This window comes from Pseudomonas sp. IT-P4 (assembly GCF_949767755.1).
Classification (GTDB): Bacteria; Pseudomonadota; Gammaproteobacteria; order Pseudomonadales; family Pseudomonadaceae; genus Aquipseudomonas; species Aquipseudomonas monachiensis.
In genome coordinates this window covers 63,605-85,059 of record NZ_CATKPX010000034.1, presented here as the reverse complement: position 1 = coordinate 85,059, position 21,455 = coordinate 63,605, and the positions used below count along the sequence as shown (strand labels likewise).

19 protein-coding genes are annotated in these 21,455 nt (G+C 60.7%); 8 read left to right on the top strand and 11 right to left on the bottom strand.

Annotated elements, in window-relative coordinates:
• Window positions 1-6 precede the first annotated feature (6 nt).
• Entirely contained in the window at window positions 7-927 is a 921-nt protein-coding gene (locus tag ACM6IT_RS13740) for a TauD/TfdA dioxygenase family protein (protein WP_414914100.1), read from the bottom strand.
• 183 nt (window positions 928-1,110) lie between these two features.
• Here ACM6IT_RS13740 and ACM6IT_RS13735 point away from each other — a divergent pair, with 183 nt between their 5' ends.
• Window positions 1,111-2,031: a LysR family transcriptional regulator gene (locus ACM6IT_RS13735; RefSeq protein WP_414918189.1), complete on the top strand. Its 921-nt coding sequence runs from the start codon at window positions 1,111-1,113 to the stop codon at window positions 2,029-2,031.
• A 78-nt stretch (window positions 2,032-2,109) separates the two neighbouring features.
• On the opposite strand, the gene ACM6IT_RS13730 is transcribed toward ACM6IT_RS13735, so the two are convergent.
• A complete protein-coding gene (locus ACM6IT_RS13730; protein ID WP_414918188.1) occupies window positions 2,110-3,123 on the bottom strand; it encodes an ABC transporter substrate-binding protein in 1,014 nt (337 codons plus the stop codon).
• A gap of 279 nt (window positions 3,124-3,402) precedes the next feature.
• Here ACM6IT_RS13730 and ACM6IT_RS13725 point away from each other — a divergent pair, with 279 nt between their 5' ends.
• From ACM6IT_RS13725 to ACM6IT_RS13715, 3 genes are read left to right on the top strand one after another with little or no spacing between them, the layout of a single operon-like run.
• Entirely contained in the window at window positions 3,403-5,001 is a 1,599-nt protein-coding gene (locus tag ACM6IT_RS13725; RefSeq protein WP_414918187.1) for an ABC transporter permease, read from the top strand.
• Window positions 4,998-5,813, top strand: a complete 816-nt coding sequence (locus tag ACM6IT_RS13720) for an ABC transporter ATP-binding protein (RefSeq protein WP_056726959.1) — start codon at window positions 4,998-5,000, stop codon at window positions 5,811-5,813. Before ACM6IT_RS13725 ends, ACM6IT_RS13720 begins: the two co-directional genes overlap by 4 nt.
• A 15-nt stretch (window positions 5,814-5,828) precedes the next feature.
• Window positions 5,829-7,439, top strand: a complete 1,611-nt coding sequence (locus ACM6IT_RS13715) for an arylsulfatase (protein WP_414918186.1) — start codon at window positions 5,829-5,831, stop codon at window positions 7,437-7,439.
• A 123-nt stretch (window positions 7,440-7,562) separates the two neighbouring features.
• On the opposite strand, the gene ACM6IT_RS13710 is transcribed toward ACM6IT_RS13715, so the two are convergent.
• Window positions 7,563-8,636 carry a fatty acid desaturase gene (locus tag ACM6IT_RS13710; protein WP_414918185.1) on the bottom strand — a complete coding sequence of 358 codons (1,074 nt, stop codon included), beginning with the start codon at window positions 8,634-8,636 and terminating at the stop codon, window positions 7,563-7,565.
• A 100-nt stretch (window positions 8,637-8,736) separates the two neighbouring features.
• Between ACM6IT_RS13710 and ACM6IT_RS13705 the strand changes: the two genes are divergently transcribed.
• Complete coding sequence (locus ACM6IT_RS13705) at window positions 8,737-9,741, top strand: AraC family transcriptional regulator (protein ID WP_414914095.1); 1,005 nt, start codon at window positions 8,737-8,739, stop codon at window positions 9,739-9,741.
• A gap of 208 nt (window positions 9,742-9,949) precedes the next feature.
• On the opposite strand, the gene ACM6IT_RS13700 is transcribed toward ACM6IT_RS13705, so the two are convergent.
• Window positions 9,950-10,636, bottom strand: a complete 687-nt coding sequence (locus tag ACM6IT_RS13700) for a Crp/Fnr family transcriptional regulator (protein WP_414918184.1) — start codon at window positions 10,634-10,636, stop codon at window positions 9,950-9,952.
• 83 nt (window positions 10,637-10,719) lie between these two features.
• Here ACM6IT_RS13700 and ACM6IT_RS13695 point away from each other — a divergent pair, with 83 nt between their 5' ends.
• A complete protein-coding gene (locus tag ACM6IT_RS13695; RefSeq protein WP_056726964.1) occupies window positions 10,720-11,244 on the top strand; it encodes a DUF962 domain-containing protein in 525 nt (174 codons plus the stop codon).
• A gap of 89 nt (window positions 11,245-11,333) precedes the next feature.
• Here the strand turns inward: ACM6IT_RS13695 and ACM6IT_RS13690 are convergent, their stop codons facing one another.
• The 6 genes from ACM6IT_RS13690 to dibA all read right to left on the bottom strand — a co-directional run bounded on the left by ACM6IT_RS13690 (window position 11,334) and on the right by dibA (window position 17,559).
• Window positions 11,334-12,323 carry a sulfate/molybdate ABC transporter ATP-binding protein gene (locus tag ACM6IT_RS13690; RefSeq protein WP_056726965.1) on the bottom strand — a complete coding sequence of 330 codons (990 nt, stop codon included), beginning with the start codon at window positions 12,321-12,323 and terminating at the stop codon, window positions 11,334-11,336.
• 3 nt (window positions 12,324-12,326) lie between these two features.
• Window positions 12,327-13,196: a sulfate ABC transporter permease subunit CysW gene (gene cysW, locus ACM6IT_RS13685; protein ID WP_007972954.1), complete on the bottom strand. Its 870-nt coding sequence runs from the start codon at window positions 13,194-13,196 to the stop codon at window positions 12,327-12,329.
• A gap of 12 nt (window positions 13,197-13,208) precedes the next feature.
• The gene (gene cysT / locus ACM6IT_RS13680; RefSeq protein WP_007972956.1) at window positions 13,209-14,027 is read right to left on the bottom strand and encodes a sulfate ABC transporter permease subunit CysT; all 819 of its coding nucleotides are present in this window, start codon (window positions 14,025-14,027) and stop codon (window positions 13,209-13,211) included.
• Between the two features lie 69 nt (window positions 14,028-14,096).
• Window positions 14,097-15,110: a sulfate ABC transporter substrate-binding protein gene (locus ACM6IT_RS13675; protein ID WP_056726966.1), complete on the bottom strand. Its 1,014-nt coding sequence runs from the start codon at window positions 15,108-15,110 to the stop codon at window positions 14,097-14,099.
• 143 nt (window positions 15,111-15,253) lie between these two features.
• On the bottom strand, window positions 15,254-15,436 hold the full coding sequence (oscA, locus tag ACM6IT_RS13670) for a sulfur starvation response protein OscA (RefSeq protein ID WP_056726967.1): 183 nt from the start codon (window positions 15,434-15,436) through the stop codon (window positions 15,254-15,256).
• Window positions 15,437-15,639: 203 nt separating this feature from the next.
• A complete protein-coding gene (dibA, locus tag ACM6IT_RS13665; protein ID WP_414918183.1) occupies window positions 15,640-17,559 on the bottom strand; it encodes a phosphodiesterase DibA in 1,920 nt (639 codons plus the stop codon).
• A gap of 146 nt (window positions 17,560-17,705) precedes the next feature.
• On the opposite strand from dibA, the gene desA reads away from it, so the two are divergent.
• Both desA and ACM6IT_RS13655 read left to right on the top strand, forming a co-directional pair.
• Window positions 17,706-18,890, top strand: a complete 1,185-nt coding sequence (desA, locus tag ACM6IT_RS13660; RefSeq protein ID WP_056726969.1) for a delta-9 fatty acid desaturase DesA — start codon at window positions 17,706-17,708, stop codon at window positions 18,888-18,890.
• A 218-nt stretch (window positions 18,891-19,108) separates the two neighbouring features.
• Entirely contained in the window at window positions 19,109-20,098 is a 990-nt protein-coding gene (locus ACM6IT_RS13655; protein ID WP_056726970.1) for a GGDEF domain-containing protein, read from the top strand.
• Window positions 20,099-20,140: 42 nt separating this feature from the next.
• Here the strand turns inward: ACM6IT_RS13655 and ACM6IT_RS13650 are convergent, their stop codons facing one another.
• On the bottom strand, window positions 20,141-21,355 hold the full coding sequence (locus tag ACM6IT_RS13650; RefSeq protein WP_414918182.1) for an HDOD domain-containing protein: 1,215 nt from the start codon (window positions 21,353-21,355) through the stop codon (window positions 20,141-20,143).
• Between the last annotated feature and the right edge of the window lie 100 nt (window positions 21,356-21,455).

The window sequence follows — 21,455 nt, the reverse complement described above, 5'->3', positions numbered from 1 at the left end:
GTCAGCTCAGACGCCGTCGATATCCGGCCCTTTCACCGTCTGGCTGACCTGCCCGTTCACACCCACCGCCACCTCGCCCTTGAGCGTCACCCGGCGCACGATGCGGTCCTGGGTCCCGTAGTCATCCACTGCGTAATGCTGGGTGGAGCGGTTGTCCCAGATCGCCACATCACCGGCCTTCCAGCGCCAGCGCACGATGTTTTCCTGGCGGATCACATGGCTTTGCAGCAAGCCGAACAGGTGCGCCGAATCGGCCTGGGAATAGCCCTTGATGCGCTTGACGAAATGCCCCAGCAACAGGCTCTTCTCACCGCTGATCGGGTGTACGCGGACCACCGGGTGTTCGGTCTCGTAGACGGTCGAGGTGAAAATCTTGCGATAGCGCTCCAGCTTCTCGGCCGAGACATCGGGCCGGCTGCCGGCGTAGTCGTATTCATTGCTGTGCACGGCGACCAGCTTGTCGGCCAGTTCACGCAGTTCCACCGACAACCCGTCATAGGCAGTGGCGGTGTTGGCCCACAGGGTGTCGCCGCCGAAAGCCGGGGCCACCACCGAGCGCAGGATCGAAGCTTTGGGGTAGGCCTCGACAAAGGTCACGTCGGTGTGCCACGAGCTGGCTCGCTGGCCTTCGGCACCGTCCAGTTCCAGCAGAAAACGCGTGCCTTCGCGCACCGGTACGGTGGGGTGCGCCACCGGCTCGCCGAGCAGGTGGGCGAACGCCTCCTGGCGTTGATCGTCGAGCTGGGTCTGCTCGCGGAAGAAGATCACTTTGTATTGCAGCAGTGCCTGTTGAATGGCTTCAACAGTGACGGCATCCAGCTCGCCCGAAAGCTGTACGCCACGGATTTCGGCACCGATGCGACCGGCCACCGGATGGATTTCAAGCGCGTGAACAGCAGGTTGTACTGCGAAAGCGGCATTGCTCATAGGTAAACCCTCATCGGACTGCTTGCGGTTGAACCGGCCGCGAAACACTGCTCTATCTATATTCTGTTTAGATCTAATAGATATCTACATGCTTCGTTGACGGAATAAGAGGTTGCATTTAAAACCTCAGTCAACCCTCGTCGCAAATGCCTTCGAACTATTTTTAGGATGCCGGAAAAGCATATGGATCTTCGCCAGTTGCGTTACTTCATCGCCCTCGACGAACACCGCAGTTTCGTGCGCGCGGCCGAGGCCATGGGCATTACCCAGCCTGCCTTCAGCCGCAGCATCCAGGGGCTCGAACATGAGTTCGGCTGTGTTCTGGTGGACCGTGGCAACAAGGATTTGCGCCCCACCCCCGAAGGCCTGGTGGTGCTGCAACATGCCCGCAGCCTGGTGCAGGGCGCGGCCCTCTTGAACGCTGAAGTGACGCAGATGACCAAGCTCGATGCCGGTGAACTGCGCTTCGGTTGCGGCCCGGCACCGGCGGTGAAACTGGTGCCGGATGCGGTGGCGCAATTCATCAACGTGCATCCGAAAGTGCGCACCTGCTTTGAGGTGGATAACTGGGAAAAACTCAGCCGTGCGCTGAGCCGTGAGGAGATCGAATTCTTCATCGCCGACATCCGCCATTTCGAGTCCGACCCGAATTTCCAGACCCAGGCCCTGACGCCCAAGCGCGGTGTGTTTTTCTGCCGACCGGGACATCCACTGCTGGCCAAGGAAAGCCTGTCGACCAATGACATGTTCGATTACCCACTGGCGACCACGATGATCCCGCCAGGCATTCGAAAACTGCTGGCGAACCTCAGTGGGCGGGTGGATTTTTCACCGAGCATCGAGACCGAACATTTCCCGGCGCTGGTGAAAGTGGTGCTGCAATCGAATGCGATTGGCGTGGGGACTGAAGAAGCGTTTGTTGAAGACATCGCCCAGGGTTCACTGGTGCTGCTGCACTGGCGCAACCTGCCGCAGAACATCGAGAGCATGAATGCACGGTGCGGGATCGTCAGTCGCACCGGATTCCGCTTGTCGCCGGCGGCGCGGGCGATGATCGAGACGTTGGTGGCGGTGGACAGGCAGCAGACGGCCGTTGCTGTTTGAAGATCAAGAGATCGCAGCCTTCGGCAGCTCCTACACTGATCAATGTAGGAGCTGCCGAAGGCTGCGATCTTTTGAGATTTAAAGCCTGGCCGCAGCCAACTCCGGCGCCACCCAATCACTCACCTTGAACGGCTTGCGAATCAGCTTCTGCTGCGAAGCCAGATCCACGGCATCCTGCAATTTGCCAAGGAACACCGGATCGAGCGTCGACGGGAACACCTCGCTCAGTTTCTGATCCTTCAAATCCTGAGAAAGAATTACCGGTGGATAACTCGCCAGCCCGGACACCAGTTGAATGTAGGCGTCCTTGTTGCTGTCCTGGGTCAGCCACTCTACGGCCTGCTGTTGGGCCTTGAGCAGTTTCGCCACCGCCTCCGGATGCGCATCGACAAACTTTCCGGTCCCTATCAATACCGCCTGCACACTGCCGGCACCGCCCAGATCCTTGGTATTGAGCGGCAACTCGGCCAGCCCCTTGGCTTGCAGCGCCGTCAGCCCGGAACCGCCCCACGAGGCATCGATCTGCTTCGCCGCCAGCGCCGCGACTGCCGCGTTGAAGTCGAGGTTGATGACTTTCACGTCCTTCTCGCTCAACCCCTGGCTGGCCAGCGCCGCATCGAAGGACAACTGGCTGGCGGTGCCACGGAAGATGGCCACCCGTTTGCCCTTGAGGTCGTGCAGGGTCTTGATCCCCGACCCCGGCACCACGCCCAGGTAATGCTTCACCCCGCGCGCCGAGGCACTGAGCAGTCGCGTATCCAGGCCATTGGACTTGCCGATGATGGCCGCCAGATCGCCGAGGTAGGCCAGGTCCACCTGACCGTTGGCGAACGCTTCGTTGATCACCGGGCCTGCGCCCTTGAAGAAGCTCCACTGAATCTTGATGCCTTGATCGGCGAAAGCCTTTTCGAAGATCTGTTGCTCACGCAGCACATCCACGACCCCGCCACCACTGTGCTGGGTCCCGGCACTCAGGTCCGGCACGGCGATGCGGATTTCCTTGAGCTCATCGGCGTTGGCCGTAAAAGCCAGCAGCCCCGCCAGGACCGGTGCGGCGAACAGACTGATGACACGTTTGAAGGGAAGGTTCATGGGTGCGGCTCCTTGGGGCAACGGGCGTTGAGGAGCCGAAAGTAGGCCGAAGTGGAACCAACACTTAAATACTATAAATTCACATTTTTAGACCATTTAGATCTAAATCAACGCATCCGGGGCTCTTGGACAGGTATGCAGTAACGGCATCGAAAATATTCTTCGAATGCATTGGATGCAGCTGAACTGGAGGCCTTAAATGGCTTTGCTTATTTCTCAATAGCATTGATTTTGTTTTTTATAGATCGTTTTTGCATACGCCGACAACGGAGGTCATCCATGGCCCGTGTTTCTCTTCTCAGCCTGCCGCTGGCCGCGCCACCAGTGGAAAACCAGCGCCTCTGGCCCAGTCTGAATCGTCGCCTGTTGCCTTGGTTGCTGCCGATCACCCTGTTCACGCTCTGGTGGCTCGCCAGCCGCAATCACTGGATGAGCGAGCAGATCCTGCCGGCGCCGAGCCTGGTCTGGAATAGCGCGGTGGAACTGTCCCAAGGCGAGTTGTGGAGCCATTTGTGGATCAGCCTGCAACGCTTGTTCTGGGGACTGCTGGCCGGGATCAGCGCCGGTGCTGTTTTGGGTGCGGCACTGGGTTTCAGTCGTCGACTGGAGCGCCTGGTATTTCCAACCTTCGCCGGGTTGGCCCAAGTCCCGACCTTGGCCTGGATTCCGTTGTTCATGGTGTTTTTCGGCATAGGGGAAGTGCTGAAGCTGGTGGTGCTGATCAAGGCCATTGTGGTGCCGGTAACCCTGCATACGCTGGTCGGTGTACGCGATGCACAACCCAAGCTGCGCGAAGCCGCCGCCGTGTTGCGCCTGCCCAGACACCTGTTGATCCGCCGCCTGGTGCTGCCTGCCGCGCTGCCGGCCTTCATGGCCGGTGTGCGCCTCGCGCTGGCCGCCGGCTGGACTTCACTGCTCGCTGTCGAACTGCTCGCTTCCAGTGAAGGCATCGGCTACCTGATGGTCTGGGCGCGGCAGCTGTTCATGCTCGACATCGTGTTCGTGTGCATCGTGGTGATCGGCCTGATCGGCGTGGTGATGGATCGCGGCATCGGTCTGCTGGACAGGAAACTGGTGCACTGGCCGCACCCGGCCACCGCCGAAATCCGTCGCGGGCCGCGTTATCAAGGCTGGCAGCGATTGCAGCCGTGGCTGCTGCCACTGGCGCTTCTGGCATTGTGGCAACTGACCTCGGATCAGCAATGGATTGACGCGAACATTCTGGTCACCCCGCTGGCCGTCCTGCAGACCACAAAGGACGGTTTGCTCGACGGCACACTGCTTGGCGGCATGGCCCTGAGCCTGGGCCGAACACTTGGCGGATTGCTGCTCGGTGGCGGGCTCGGTTTTGCCTTGGGGCTGTTGCTCGGGTTGTCGCGCACCAGTGACCGGTTGCTCGGCCCCACCCTCGCCGCCATCCGCCAGATCGCCATTTTCGCCTGGGTGCCGCTGCTCACCGCGTGGTTCGGTCTGGGGGAATTGGCCAAGTGGGTGTTCGTTGCCCTCGCCGCCTTTTTCCCGCTGTTCATCGCCACCCAACGCAGCGTCGCCAACCTCTCACCACAACTCAACGAAGCCGCGCAGGTGTTGCGCCTGAACCTGCGTCAGCGCCTCGGTCGACTGGTGCTACCGGGTGCAGCCCCGGGGATTTTTGCAGGGCTAAGGCTGAGCCTGATCTACGCCTGGCTCGGCACCATCGGCGCCGAGTACTTCATGCCGTCCAACGGCGGCATCGGCAGCCAGATGATCGGCGCCCAGCAACTGCTGCGCATGGACCTGATCATGGCCGGCATGCTGCTGGTGGGCCTGACCGGTGCCCTGCTCAACCTCATTGGCCAACGCCTGGAAATCCGCGCCACTCGCTGGAGACACGCATGAACGCACCGATTGTCAGCTTCAATCACGTAGGTAAAACCTTCGACGTCGACGGCTTCACACTTGAGGCCATTCGCGAATTCAACCTGGACATCGCCGAGGGCGAGTTCGTCGCCATCGTCGGCTCCAGCGGTTGCGGCAAATCCACTTTGCTGCGTTTGCTGGTGGGCCTCGATACGCAGTTTCGCGGGCAGATCAGCGTCGACGGAAAAGCCGTCACCGGCATCGGCGGCGAGCGTGGCATCGTCTTCCAGGAACACCGCTTGTTCCCGTGGCTGAGCGTGGCCGACAACATCGGCCTGGGCCTGGTCAACGAGCCCTTGAGCGCTGCGCAAAAGCACAAGCGCATCCATGACTTCATCGAACTGGTGGGCCTGGGCGACTTCGCCCGCGCCTATCCGCACCAACTCTCCGGCGGCATGGCGCAGCGCGTGGCCATCGCTCGTGGCCTGGTGGCCAGCCCACGGATTCTGCTGCTGGACGAACCTTTCGGCGCCCTCGATGCGCTGACTCGCCAGCAGATGCAGGACGAACTGCTGGCGATCCGCGCCCGGGCAAAAATCACCACAGTGCTGGTCACCCACGATGTCGAGGAAGCGATTTTCCTCGCCGACCGCGTAGTGGTGATGGAGCCGCGTCCGGGGCGGATCAAGCAAGTGGTCGACATTGCCCTGCCCCATCCGCGCCAGCGCAGCAGTTTCGACTTCCACCATCTGCGCGAAGAACTGCTTCACGAACTCACCAGCGACGATCACTACCAGCCCCCGGTGCCGGTGCAGGTCCGCGATCTGCCGCTGTCCTTCATTGCCTACTGAAAAAGGAAATTCCTGATGCCGCAACGTCCCAACTTTCTAGTGATCCTGGCCGACGACCTGGGCTTTTCCGACATCGGCGCCTTCGGTGGCGAAATCAACACACCGAACCTCGATGCATTGGCCAACAATGGCCTGCGCCTGACCGATTTCCACACCGCGCCAACCTGCTCGCCGACCCGTTCAATGCTGCTCACCGGCACCGATCACCACATCGCCGGCATCGGCACCATGGCCGAAGCATTGACCCCGGACCTGATCGGCAAACCGGGTTACGAAGGACACCTGAATGATCGCGTGGTCGCCCTGCCCGAGCTGCTGCGCGAGGCCGGTTACCAGACCTTGATGAGCGGCAAATGGCACCTGGGCCTGACCGCCGAACTTGCGCCCCACGCCCGGGGTTTCGAGCGTTCGTTTTCGCTACTGCCCGGCGCGGCCAACCATTACGGCTTCGAGCCGACCTACGATGAAACGACGCCACGGCTGCTCAAATCCACCCCGGCGCTGTACATCGAAGACGACCAATTCATCGATGAGCTGCCCAAGGATTTCTATTCCTCCGATGCCTTTGGCGACAAGCTGCTGCAATACCTCAAGGAGCGTGATCAGACTCGACCGTTCTTCGCCTACCTGCCGTTTTCCGCACCTCACTGGCCGCTGCAGGCGCCGGCCGAGGTGGTGGAAAAGTACCGCGGGCGCTATGACGCCGGCCCTGAAGTACTGCGACTTGAGCGCTTGGAAAAGCTCAAAGAACTGGGGCTGATCGAGGCCGAAGTCGAGCCGCATCCGTTGATCCAGTTGACTGCACAGTGGGATGCCTTGAGCGACGAACAGCGGCAGATTTCGGCGCGGGCCATGGAGGTCTACGCGGCGATGGTCGAACGCATGGACTGGAACATTGGGCGCGTCGTCGATTACTTGCGCCAGCAGGGGCAACTGGACAACACCTTCATCCTGTTCATGTCCGATAACGGCGCCGAAGGGGCGTTGCTGGAGGCCTTTCCGAAATTCGGCCCGCAGTTGCTGACCTATCTCAACCAGCATTACGACAACAGCCTGGACAACATCGGCCGCGCCAACTCCTACGTCTGGTACGGGCCGAACTGGGCGCAAGTGGCGACCGCGCCGTCGCGGCTGTTCAAAGCCTTCACCACCGAAGGCGGCATTCGCGTACCGGCGCTGGTGCATTACCCGCAGCTGCCGCTCAAGGGCCAGATCAGCCACGGGTTTGGCACGGTGATGGACATCACGCCGACCATTCTCGACCTCGCCGGCGTGCGCCATCCGGGCAAGCAATGGCACGGCAAACCCGTGGCAGAAGTTCGCGGCAAGTCGTGGCTTGGGTTCCTGTCGGGCGAGACGGCGCAAGTGCATGACGAGCACACCGTTACCGGGTGGGAATTGTTCGGACGACGGGCGATTCGGCAAGGGCAATGGAAGGCAGTGTACATCCCGGGACCGGTGGGGCCGGCAACCTGGCAGCTGTACGACCTGGGCAATGATCCGGGGGAGATTCACGACTTGGCGTCGAGTCAGCCGGAAAAGCTCAGTGCCTTGATCGAGCATTGGCAGCGGTATGTGGATGAGACTGGGGTGATCCTGAGTGAGTCGCCGTTTCAGCCAGACTAAACATTACCCCCTGTGGCGAGGGAGCTTGCTCCCGCTGGGTCGCGAAGCGGCCCCCTTATCCCGAAAACGAAGGGGGCTGCTGCGCAGCCCAACGGGAGCAAGCTCCCTCGCCACATGTACGAGTCAGACTTGAGCGGTTTGTGTCCTATCACCTACCGCCTCTTCCTTGCCCTCAAACCGGTTAGCCCGCGCAAACGTACCGAAATCATTGAACCGCACACCCATCTCGCGCATCACCTTGTGTCCCACCGGCACAGTCAACTGACGGATGTAGAACGGTTCCTTCACCACAAAGTGATGGATCCCGTGACTGCTGCCGAAGTTGAAGCAGAACGCCTGCAACGGCCACAGCCACCACGCGTTCAGCACCTGGCACTGCTGCATCACGTTGCCCGGTTCCACGTCACCGTAGTAGTGCATGTTCGAGCTGATGAAGTGCAGGCAGAACGTGCGCAATACATTGGGGCCGATGATCACCACCGCCGCGATGTCGATCACCTGCATCACCGACAACGTGGTCGCCGACCACTCGATCGGTGCGCCCACCAGATGCGCAACGCCGTTCGCTGCGTGGAAACCGAGAAACACGTACCACGCGCCCCAATGCATCAGCGCCAGCGGTGCGTAGACCTTCAGGGTGCGCTGGACGATGCTGATCTTTTGCGCCCAGGTCCTGGCCCGCAGCATGCGGATGAACGACGACATCATGTTGTCGCCAATCATCAAGAATCGCGCGATGCCCCATGGCTCGCCGTTGGTGATGGCGCGTTCTTCCATGTCGGTTTCAGAGCCCGACACCTTGTGGTGATTGAGGTGCAGATGGCGGCGAATCCACGGATTGATAGTGCTCGGCCGCGCCAGCCACACCAACCCCATCATCAGGTTGTGCGGCACCTTCTGCTTGCGAAAATACATGCTGTGGATCAGGTCGTGTTCCAGCTCATGGGTCAACGAGGCGAAAAAAGCGTTGAGCAACAGGCACGCCCACCACGCCATGTGCCCGGTCATGTAGAGCGTCGCCGAACCAACCATGCCGGCCACGGCGAAGGCCAGAATGCCCGCGCCGAGGGCGTCCTGGTGCTTGAGAATCGGGTATTGCTCGCGCAGTGCGACGCCTCTGGCCAGCACCACTTGGCGAATATGTGCTGATCGTTGGGCTGCATTCAGTCGCTGGGGACTTGCAGAAGTACCGTCCATGCTTCCATCCTCTGGTTATTGATGGTTGCATCCTGCCTTGCGAAGCCTCGCAACGCGGTAGCCGAGAACGCCAACCTGTTGACTGGAAGCGCCAATCAGCATGACTGAACCGACCTCCCTCGCCAGCTGGACCCGTGCCCTGCGCAAGCAACTCGATGCCCTGGGCATCGACAGCACCGCCCTGTGCCAGCAAGCGGGGCTCGACCCACAATTGATGGACGACCCGAACGCGCGCTACCCACTGTCGGGCACTACGTACCTGTGGAATCTGGCGGTGCAGGCCAGCGGCGACCCGGCGATCGGTTTGCGGGTGTCGCGTTTCGTCAGCCCGACCACTTTCCATGCGCTGGGTTATGCGCTGGTGGCCAGCGGCAGCCTGCGGGAAGTGTTCGAGCGCATCGTGCGCTATCACCAGGTGGTCAGCGACGCCCTGGAACTGGAACTGACCCGCGCCGAGGATCGCTACTGTTTCAGTCTGAAAATTCCGCTGGGCAACCCGGCCCCGGCCTTTGAAGCCATCGATGCGTTCATGGCGATTTACGTGCGCACCTGCCGCAATCGCCTGGGTCGTGATTACGCACCGTTGGCGACCTACCTGCGCCGTCCGGAGCCGGCAGACGCGCATCAATGGCATAAAGTCTTTCGCTCGCCCGTGCACTTCGGTGCCGACGAAGACCGACTGGAGTTCGCCCTCATCGACTTCGACAGCCACCTGGACGACGCCAACCCGGAGTTGGCCGAACACAACGAAACCGTGCTCAAGCGCACCCTGGCGCAACTCAAGCCGCTGACGTGGGAGCGCAAGGTCCGCGACGCCATCGAAGAACAACTGCCCGAAGGCGAACCCAGCGCCGAGCACATCGCCAAGGCCCTGCACCTGAGCCTGCGCAGCCTGCAACGGCACCTGGCCGATGAAGGCTGCCGGTTCGACACGCTGCTCAATGAAAGCCGCGAAAATCTGGCGCTGCTGCACTTGCGTGACCCGCAATGTTCGTTGAGCGAAATCAGTTATCTGCTCGGGTTTGCCGACACCAGCAGCTTCAGCCGTGCGTTCAAGCGCTGGACGGGGATGACGCCTGGGCAGTTTCGGGATGGGTTGCAGTGATTGATCCGGACAGTGAGTTGGCTGATCTGCCCCCATCGCGAGCAAGCTCGCTCCCACAGGGGGATTCGGTTAACCAAAGATCTGAAGTTCACAAAAGTCCACCGTGGGAGCGGGCTTGCTCGCGAAAGCGGTGTGTCAGTTGAAATTGATATACCTGACCTGACGCCTTCGCGAGCAAGCCCGCTCCCACAATGGTTCGTGTCAGCCATCAGATCGTGGCCAGTTCCCGCAATCGGGCAGCATCAAGGATTTCAATTTCGCCGTAACTCAGCCCGATGATCCCCTGCCCCTGCAACTCCTTGAGGATCTGGTTGGTGGTCTGGCGCGACAGCGACAACATGGCGGCAAGCTGCTCCTGTGGCAGTTGCAGGACGCGGCGCGGTGGGGCGGTCTCGCCATAGCCTTCGGCGATCATCAGCAAGCGGTGCGCCAGCCGGGCCGGGGCCGGCAACAGGCTCAGTTGTTCGAGGTTGATGAAGGTCATGCGTAATTTCTGACTCATCAGCAATGCCAGTTGCCGCCAGTGCCGCGGATGCTCGTCGAGCAGCGCCAGCAAGGTGTTCTGGGGGATGTGCAGCAGCGTGCACTGGCCCACGCCGTAGGCATCGTGGGTGCGCGGCTGACCGTCAAACAGGCAGATTTCACCGAACCAGTGCGGCGGCTCCACCAGGCTCAGCAATGCTTCCTTGCCCTGCTCGCTCACGGCACCGACGCGCACCGCGCCTTCAAGCACTGCGTACAGACCACAGGGCGGATCGCCACGCTTGAACAGCCGCTGGCCCGGCGACAGGCGCCGCAGCCTGGCCGCCGACAGCAGGCTATCCTGTAGGGAAACAGGCAAATGGCTGAACCACTGACCGCTCATCAGGCGTGGACGCCAGACCTGCATATCCATGAAAACTCCTAGAGATTGTCGCCTGGCTGACAGAGCGGGAAGTGACCCCGGGGCATGATCAATCACCCCACAGGAGAACAACAATGAAAAGCCTCGTCGACCACCTCAGTCAATACGCCGCCTACCACCGTGATCCGCGCAACATCGCCTCGCACTTTATCGGCATTCCGCTGATCGTGGTGGCCGTCGCGGTGTTGCTGTCTCGGCCGGAATGGTCCATGGGCGGCGCGTGGCTGTCTCCGGCGGTGCTCGTCTCACTGGCATCGGCGTGGTTCTACCTGCGCCTGGAGTTGCGCCTGGGCGTGTTGATGACGGTATTGCTCGGGCTGTCGGTGTGGGCAGGCCATGCGCTGGCGCAGCAAAGCACGCTGGTCTGGCTGGGCAGCGGCGTGGCGATGTTCGTGATCGGCTGGGCGATCCAGTTTGTCGGCCATCACTACGAAGGGCGCAAACCGGCATTTGTCGATGACGTGACCGGGTTGATTGTCGGGCCGCTGTTCGTGGTGGCTGAACTGGCCTTCATGCTGGGGATGCGGCATGAGCTCAAAGAGCAGATTGAGGCGCGGGCGGGGGGTGTTCGGGTCAATCGCAAAAATGCGGCGGCTTAGGCCGCTTTAACGGATCGCCGCCTGCGGCAGCTCCTACAGAGGAAAGCTGTACCACTGTAGGAGCTGCCGCAGGCTGCGATCTTTTGACCTTAGATGTTGGCGACCTTCTGCCAGACCTTCGGCTTGAAGAACAACGTCTCGCCTTTTGCCAAACCAACCAGGCTGTCGTGATCCTTGACCACTTCGGCTTCGATCAGATCGCTCTGCCCCTCGACCTTCAACGTCACCCGTGTCGTCGCGCCCAGCGGACGGATATCGCGCACTTCAGCCGCGTGGTGATCCTCCAGCTCATGGCGTGACAGCGACACCTCGTGCGGGCGGAACAGCACGTGCTTGTCTTCGCCCAGGTGCAGACGGTTGGAGTCACCGAGGAAGTGATAGACGAAATCGCTGGCCGGGTTTTCGTAGACGTCACCCGGTGAACCGATCTGCTCGATCACACCCTTGTTCATCACCACGATACGGTCGGCGACTTCCATCGCTTCTTCCTGGTCATGGGTCACGAACACCGAAGTCAGGTTGATGTCTTCGTGCAAACGCGCCAACCAGCGGCGCAGTTCTTTACGAACCTTGGCGTCGAGAGCGCCGAAGGGCTCGTCGAGCAGCAGCACTTTCGGCTCCACCGCCAGCGCTCGGGCCAGGGCAATGCGCTGGCGCTGACCGCCGGAGAGTTGCTCCGGATAGCGATCCGACAACCAGTCCAGTTGCACCATGTTCAGCAGTTCGTGAACCTTGGTTGCGATCTGGCTTTCGCTCGGGCGCTGGTTTTTCGGCTTCATGCGCAGGCCGAACGCGACGTTGTCGAACACCGTCATGTGGCGGAACAAGGCGTAGTGCTGGAACACGAAACCGACGTTGCGATCCCGCACGTCATGGCCGGAAACGTCTTCACCGTGGAACACGATGTTGCCCCGGTCCGGGGTTTCCAGGCCGGCGATGATCCGCAGCAGTGTGGTCTTGCCGCAACCCGACGGGCCGAGCAACGCGACGAGTTCACCGCTCTGGATGTCCAGGCTGATGTTGTCCAGCGCCTTGAACGCGTTGAAATTCTTGCTGACGTTACGCACTTCGATCGACATGAATTATTCCTCCGCGGCGCTGGCGCGCAGGCGGTTAATACGGTTTTCGCTCCACTGCTTGAGCAGCAGGATGAAGAGCGCCAGGATCAGCAACAGGCTCGCCACGGCGAACGCGGCCACGTGGTTGTATTCGTTGTAGAGGATCTCGACGTGCAACGGCAGGGTGTTGGTCACCCCGCGAATGTGCCCGGAAACCACCGACACCGCACCGAATTCCCCCATGGCCCGCGCGGTACACAACACCACGCCGTAGATCAGGCCCCATTTGATGTTGGGCACGGTGACGTGCCAGAACATCTGCCAGCCGTTGGCCCCTAGCAGGCGCGCGGCCTCCTCTTCCTGGGTGCCTTGCTCCTGCATCAGCGGGATCAGCTCACGAGCCACGAACGGCACGGTAACGAAGATCGTCGCCAGCACGATGCCCGGCAGGGCGAAGACGATCTGGATGTCGTGGTCCTGCAGCCATGGGCCAAACAAGCCTTGGGCGCCGAACATCAGCACATAGACCAGACCGGCGATCACCGGCGACACCGAGAACGGCAGGTCGATCAAAGTCACCAGCATGCTCTTGCCGCGGAACGAGTACTTGCTCACGCACCAGGCGGCGCTGACACCAAACACCAGGTTCAGCGGCACGGAGATCAGTACGGCGATGACCGTGAGCTTCAGTGCCGACAGCGCGTCCGGCTCGAAGATCGCAGTGAAGAACGCCCCGAGGCCGAGCTTCAGGCCCTGGGACACCACGATGAACAGCGGCAACAACAGGAACAGCGCAAAAATCAGCCAGCCAAGGCCGATCAGGATTCGCCGCGAAGTCGCACTGCCACGACGGGCAGCGTTCGAGGAAGCGGCAGCAATAGACGATTGGGACATGGGTGCGCCTCCTTATGGGGTTTCGATGCGCCGCTGCAACAAGTTGATCAGCAGCAACAGGACGAAGGAAACCACCAGCATCAGTACACCAATGGAGGTAGCGCCGGTGTAATCGTATTGGTCGAGCTTGACCATGATCAGCAGCGGCAGAATCTCGGTTTTCATCGGCATGTTGCCGGCGATGAAAATCACCGAACCGTACTCGCCGACCCCGCGGGCAAAGGCCAAGGCGAAACCGGTGAGCCATGCCGGAAGCAGTGCCGGCAGCAGGATATGGCGAAAGACCTGCAAGGGTTTTGCACCCAGGCACGCCGCCGCTTCTTCCACTTCACGGGGAATATCCGCCAATACTGGCTGTACGGTACGTACTACGAATGGAAGTGTCACAAAAGTGAGGGCAAGGGTGATGCCCAGGGGGGTGTAGGCGATCTTGAAACCCAGATCCGCTGCAAACTGACCCACCAGACCGGTAGGGGTGTACAACGCTGTCAGTGCAATACCGGCCACCGCCGTCGGCAATGCGAACGGCAAGTCGATCATTGCATCGATCACTTTTCGTCCAGGGAAGGTATAGCGCACTAATACCCAGGCCAACAGCGTGCCGATGATGCCGTTGATGATCGCGGCACACAGGGCGGTGCCGAAGCTGAGCTTAAGCGCGGCCAGCACCCGTGGCGCCGAGATGATTGCCCAGAACTGATCCCAGGTGAGTTGAGCGGCATGCACGAACATTGCCGCCAGTGGTATGAGCACAATCAGGCTGAGGTACACCAAGGTGTAGCCCAGCGTCAGCCCGAAGCCGGGTATGACGGGGGAGATACGACGCGACATAAAAGTCCTTGGTTGAGAACGCACTGAGCCCCGGAGGTGAATCCGGGGCTCGTTGATGGCTATTTAAGATTACTGCGCCTGATAGATCTGGTCGAACACGCCTCCGTCATTGAAGAATTTCGGCTGTGCGGTTTTCCAGCCGCCGAAGTCCTTGTCGATGCTCACCAGTTCCAGTTTCGGGAACTGCTGGGCGTACTTGGCGGCCACGTCCTTGTCACGTGGACGATAGAAGTTCTTCGCCGCGATTTCCTGGCCGGCCGGGCTGTACAGGTGCTTGAGGTAAGCTTCGGCGATCTGCTCGTTGCCCTTTTTCTCGGCGTTCTTGTCGACCACCGCCACCGGTGGCTCGGCGAGAATCGACAGCGAAGGCACGACGATGTCGAACTTGTCGGCGCCGCCCTCTTCTTTCAGGGCCAGGAAGGCTTCGTTTTCCCAGGCCAGCAATACATCACCCTGACCGTTGTTGACGAAGGTAATGGTCGAGCCGCGAGCGCCGGTATCCAGCACTGGCACGTGCTTGAACAGGGTTTGTACGTATTCCTTGGCCTTGGCTTCGTCGCCGCCATTGGCTTTCAAGCCATAGGCCCAGGCCGCGAGGAAGTTCCAGCGTGCACCGCCGGAGGTTTTCGGGTTCGGCGTGATCACCGAGACGTCATTCTTGACCAGGTCGCCCCAGTCCTTGATGCCTTTAGGGTTGCCCTTGCGCACCAGGAACACGATGGTCGAGGTGTAGGGCGTGCTGGCGTCCGGCAGGCGTTTTTGCCAGTCGGCCGGCAGGGTTTTGCCGAGCTTGGCGATTTCGTCGATATCACCGGCCAGGGCCAGGGTCACGACGTCGGCACGCAGGCCATCGATCACCGCACGGCCTTGCTTGCCCGAACCGCCGTGGGATTGCTGGACCTTCACGGTGTCGCCCGCATGATCCTTCTGCCAGAACTTGATGAACTCGGCGTTGTAGTCCTGGTACAGCTCGCGGGTCGGGTCGTACGACACGTTGAGCAACTCGTAGTCCTTGGCAACGGCGGAACCGGCAAAAAGGGCGCTGGCCAGGGCGGCCAAAGCGAAATGACGAATCGACGACATGGTGAAAGCTCCTGGAATTCTTGGTTTGTTGGCTTTTTTATGGATTTCTGGAATCGCGTTGCCGGTTCAAAGATCGCAGCCTTCGGCAGCTCCTACAGGTGATTGCGTGCTTCTGTAGGAGCTGCCGCAGGCTGCGATCCCCTTCAGCCCGACTTGTTGCCCGGCTGCTGCAAACGGAATTTTTCTTTGCGCTCGATCTGCACCACCTGGGCGTTGTGCACGGTGATTTCCACGGCACCAAAGCGCAGATCGCGCAGGGCACTCTGGATTTCACGCAGGATGGTGGCTTCGTCTTGACCGTCGACGCTACGCAGGGATGCGCTCATATTGCTGCTCCTTCAACTGAGAGGTTGCCTCGCAGTGTCGGCACTGCTTGCGGCTTGAGAGCAATACTAGAGAGGTGTAGATATTCTTAAAAAGACTATTTAAGAATGTTTATATAACCAGAAGAGATTAACTGAAGGGACAAGGGCTTGAGGTGAATCACCCCTTTTCAGACACACCAAAAAACCTCCCACAGGATTTGCGCCTATCCGATCACCGGCGCATGCATCCAATCGAGCTGCGCCGCCGACACCGGCCGCCCGAACCAGTAACCCTGACCCAGATCACACCCCTGCTCGAGGAGGAAAGCTGCCTGTTCGACCTGCTCGATCCCCTCGGCATGCACCTGCATACCCATGCTCTGGGCCAGGGCAATGATCACCCGCGAAATCGCTGCATCATCCTCATCCCACGGCAATCCGGCGACGAAGCCCTGGTCGATTTTCAACTTTTGTACCGGCAGACGCTTGAGTCGCAGCAGCGATGAATAACCGGTGCCAAAGTCGTCGATGGCCAGGCGCACACCCAGTTCGCGCAGGCGATGCATCTGCTCCAGCGCGACCTCCGGGTCCTCCATCACCGCGCTTTCGGTAACTTCCAGCTCCAGAAACGCCGGTTCCAGCCCGGTTTCACGCAAGACCTGCGCCACCTGCCGATACAGCTCACGGCGGGCGAACAGGCGCGAAGAAACGTTGACCGCGACAAACGACAACACCACCCCGCCCTGCTGCCACTGGCACATCTGCCGGCACGCCTGCGCCATGACCCAGGCATCGATTTCAGCAATCAGACCGGTTCGTTCGGCGACCGGAATGAATTCCGCCGGCGACACCAGGCCCCGCTGCGGGTGCTGCCAACGCACCAGCGCCTCGACGCCAACCAGGCGGCTGGTCTTGAGGTCGTGAACCGGCTGGTAATGGACCCGCAGCTCTTGCCGTTCCAGGGCTCGGCGCAACTCGAAGGCGATCTCCACCCGTTGCTGGGCATGGGCCGTCAGCTCTTCGGTGTACAGGGCATAATCATTGCGCCCCGTGCTCTTGGCCTTGAACAGTGCAGAGTCGGCATTGCGCAGCAGTTGCTCGACACTCAAGGCATCGCTGGGGAACAGGCTGATGCCGATGCTGGTGTTGATGGACAGTTGGTGCCCATCAATAAGAAACGGCTCTTTAAGACCATCGATGATCCGCTGGGCCAACGCAGCGGCCTGAACCAGTTGCGGACAGCTTTCGGCAAGTATGGCGAACTCATCTCCGCCCAGCCTGGCCAAGGTGATGCCCGGACCGAACATGGCGTCCAGGCGCTCGGCCACAGCCTTGAGCAACTGGTCGCCAATGGTGTGCCCGAGGCTGTCGTTGATCATCTTGAAGTGATCGAGATCGATCATCAGCAGCGCGCAGCCACGCTTGTGCACCTGTGCCGAGGCCAGGGCCTGTTCGGCGCGGTCGGTGAACAGCAGGCGGTTCGGCAGGTCGGTCAGCGGATCGTGGTGCGCCAGGTGCATCAGTTCGTGTTCGGAGTTCTTGATTGCACTGATGTCGGAAAACACCGCCACATATTCGCTCGGCCGGCCGAAATCGTCATGGATCAGGCGGATCGTTTGCCATTGCGGGTAAATTTCGCCGCTTTTACGCCGGTTCCAGATTTCCCCACTCCACTCCCCGACACTGGCGAGCGAGGCAAACATCACCTGATAGAACTCAGGGGAATGTCGCCCGGACTTGAACAGGTTGGGCCGCTGTCCCAGCACGTCCTCACACCCGTAACCGGTGATTTCCATGAACGCCCGGTTTACATGGATGATCAGGCCTTCCCGATTGGTAACCAGCACGCCTTCGCGGGTGCAGTCGAACACGGCCGCCGCCTGGCGCAAGCGCATGCGGTCGGCATCGCGCTCACGCAGTTTGGCGCCGATACCCAGACACCGCAGCAGCCGCGCCCGGGCAATGAAGATCAACCCGGCGCTGAACAGCACCCAGACATAACCGTTGATCAGTTGCCATCGCAGTCGCTCGGCAGAGCTATCGAAGAAACTGTTTAATAAATAGCCACTGATCTGCAGCCAAACCACAGAAAGCAACAGATAGAGCAGCGCTGCGCGCAAGGCATCGCGATAGGTGGCAGACATCCGGCAATCCATGTCCCTACAAAAAGTTTGGAATTATAGTTGAAAGACACATCCAGCCACTCTTATCTGAAAGGGCGACTGGTTTTCTGTGTGGGCTTAGTGATAATGCAACGGCTGTTTTTTCTTTATCGAGGGCCCTACAGCCTATGTGGTACGAAGGTTTTCTTGGCTTGTCGCCCTGGTCGCTGGTAGCAGTCACCCTGCTGATGACCCACGTCACGATCATCGCCGTCACGGTCTATCTGCATCGTTACTCCGCCCATCGCTCCCTGGAGCTGAATGGGGGGCTCAAGCATTTCTTCCGTTTCTGGCTGTGGCTGACCACGGCGCAGAACACCCGCGAGTGGACCGCCATCCACCGCAAGCATCACGCCAAATGCGAAACCGTCGATGACCCGCACAGCCCGGTCATCAAGGGTTTGTCCACGGTGCTGCGCAAAGGCGCCGAGTTGTACCGCGCCGAAGCGGAAAACCCCGAGACCCTGCGCATCTACGGCAAGAACTGCCCCGAAGACTGGATCGAGCGCAACCTCTACAGCCGATACCCGCTGCTGGGCATCGCGATCATGGGTGTTATCGACCTGCTGCTGTTCGGCACCATCGGCATCACCATCTGGGCCATCCAGATGATGTGGATCCCGGTGTGGGCCGCCGGCGTGGTCAATGGCCTGGGCCATGCCATCGGCTACCGCAACTTCGAATGCCGCGATGCGGCGACCAACCTGGTGCCTTGGGGCATCCTGATTGGCGGCGAAGAACTGCATAACAACCATCACACCTACCCTAACTCGGCAAAATTGTCGGTGAAGAAGTGGGAATTCGACCTGGGCTGGGCGTGGATTAAAGTCTTTAGCTTCCTGCGCCTGGCCAAGGTTCAACGGGTTGCACCGATTGCCCATCGCGTCGAAGGCAAGGGCAACCTGGACATGGACACCGCCATGGCGATCCTCAACAACCGCTTCCAGATCATGGCCCAGTACCGCAAATTGGTGATCGGCCCGCTGGTCAAGCAAGAGCTGGAAAAGGTCGATCACTCGGTACGCCACCAGTTCCACCGGGCCAAGCGCCTGCTTTCGCGGGAGACCAGCCTGCTGGATGACAAACACCATGTACGCATCCAGAACATGCTCGAGCACAGTCAGGCGCTGAAGGTAATTTACGAGAAACGCCTGGCCCTGCAGCAGATCTGGGTCAAGACCAGCTCAAATGGTCACGACATGCTGGCGGCCATCAAGGACTGGGTACACGAAGCCGAAGCCAGCGGGATTCAATCCCTGCGCGACTTCGCCGATCAGTTGAAGACCTACTCCCTGCGCCCTGCCGCTGTCTGAAAAAAACCTGTGGGAGCGGCGGTGCGCCGCTCCCACATTGGTATGTGGCGTGACTGCAATATCGCGCCATCAGTACCGCCCGGCGGGAGCCAGCTCTCTCGTGACAAAGGGTGGGAACTTCACCCGAAAAGCCCTATCTCAAAGACACTTCGCCATCCCCGGCGGGTTTGGTGTTGGCCGCGAACTAACACGCGGCATGCCCTTTGAGATTTGTGTCGATGGCCCAGAAAAACCTGCAAGACTCATCTCCGTCACATGGGCCCGAGGCCGCGCAGACCCTGATAGCGCTGATGCATGCCCAAGGCGAAGTCGCACGCCTGAGCGAACGCGAACAGTTGCTCAATACCTTGCTGATGAGCGTCAACGCGGTGCTGTGGGCCTTCGATTGGGAAACCCGCCAGGTGCTTTACGTCAGCCCCGCCTATGAACGGATCTTTGGCCGTTCGGCTGATCGGCTGCTGGTCGACTGCAACCAATGGCGCGACAGCATTTACCCTGACGACCTGGACTATGCCGAGCGCAGCCTGGCCGAGGTGCTGGACAAGGGCGCCGTCGAAGACCGCGAGTATCGAATCATTGCCGCCGATGGCCAGGTACGCTGGCTCAGCGACAAATGCTACGTCAACCGCCAGGCCGAACCGGGGCAACCCGTGATCATCGTCGGCATCGCCGAAGACATCACCGACAAGAAGCGGATGGAAAGCGAACTGCATCGCCTGGCAACCACCGACGCCCTGACCCAAAGCAGCAATCGCCGGCATTTCTTCGAATGCGCCCACCAGGAATTCGCACACGCCCGGCAACGGGGCCAACCGCTGTCGTTCCTGATGCTGGACATCGATGACTTCAAAATCATCAACGACACCTACGGTCACCAGGAAGGCGACAACGTGTTGCAATGCATCGCCGATAGCGGCCGCGCGGCGTTGCGCCGTGGCGACCTGTTCGGGCGCATTGGCGGTGAGGAGTTCGCAGCGGTGTTTCCCGGCTGTACGCCGCAGATGGCCCTGCAAGTGGCGGAACGCTTGCAACAGCAGATTCAGCGAATGCGTTTCACCCATGAAGGCCAGACGTTTGGCATCACCGTCAGCCAGGGCCTGACCTGCCTGAGCGCCGCGGACGAAAACGTGGAGAACCTGTTTTCCCGGGCGGATGCCGCGATGTACCGGGCCAAGCGCGAGGGCAAGAACCGGATTGTCACTGCCTGACAGGTCACCACAGCCCGCTCCCACAGGGAATCGCGTTCGCCCTTATTTCCTGCGCAAACGCATCAACTCCGGCAAACCGATCTTGAGCAACCGCGCCGTCCGGCTCTTCGCCAGCGCCTCAATGCCCTCATGCTCGGTCAGGCGCGCCATCTGCGCCGCCATGTTCATCACCAGCGCCTCTCGGGAGTAAACCCCGCCACCGAGCTGGTAGGCCGCCGCAATCAGCTCCCGCAACTCCAGCGGCAGGCGCCAGCGCGTGCGCAAGGCCGAACCATAGGCCGCGCCAAATTCAACCAGCGCTTCACCCACTTCCTCCTGCTCGTCCAGCTCGCCACCGGCCTGTTTCCATTCCTGCAAACAGCGCAGCAACGCCAGATCGCCGAGACGATGCAACATGCCGGCGCAATAACAGCGCGCCTGATCCAGATCAAGCAGGCGCGCCAGGGTTCGCGCGTATTCGGCGGTGTGCAGCGATAGATCCCAGTAGCGCTCGGCATAGTCGGCCAATTGCGGATCGCTGAGCCGGGCACTGCGCTTGAGCGCCAGGCCGAGAATCAGGTTCATGCTCTGCCCGGTGCCCAGGCGATGCAGCGCCTGGGACAGGGTTTGCACACCGCTGCCGTGGTGCTGGGCCGCGCTGTTGGCAGCGGCGATCAACACGGCCGTCACCTGCGGATCGGTGCGGATTTCGTCTTCCAGCACCGTCAGGTCGAGGCCGTTGGGATTGAGGCTGCGTTTGACCGCCACTTGCACGTCGGTCATCAGCGGCGCGCCGTCGGCCAATTCCCGGCGACGCTCCAGAAACACCGACAACGTCATGCCCGGTGCCAGCGCCGGCACTTCGCACGAGACTTCTTCGCCAGCGTTCAGCAGCAACCCCTGCAACCGTTGGGTCAGGCTTTGCATATTCAGGGGCTTGGTCAGGTACGCGGCCGGCACCAGCGGCAAGGCCTCGCGCACGCTGGCACTGTCGTTGCGACTGCTCATGAGGATGAAGGGCAGCGGCGGGTTGCGTTTGCGCTGACGGACATTGCGCAGGACATTCAGGCCATCGACGCCCGGCAACTCCCAGTCGGCGATCACCAGGTCATAGGGGTGGGCGGCCAATAGCTCCAGCGCTTGCTGGCCATCGGCGCACAGATCCAGCCGGGCATCGCAGCGTACGTTCAATAACACTTCCTTGAGCAGATCCCGGGACCAGGGGTCGGCCTCGGCAATCAGGACTCTTGGAACGGCGGGTAAAATGACAGTTGTCATACAGCTCTCCCTGGCAATGCAGGAACCTTATCCAATGCTGGCCATTCGATACAGCGCTAATGCGCGGGATCTGTTTCCAGGGGCATGAAAAAACCCGCCG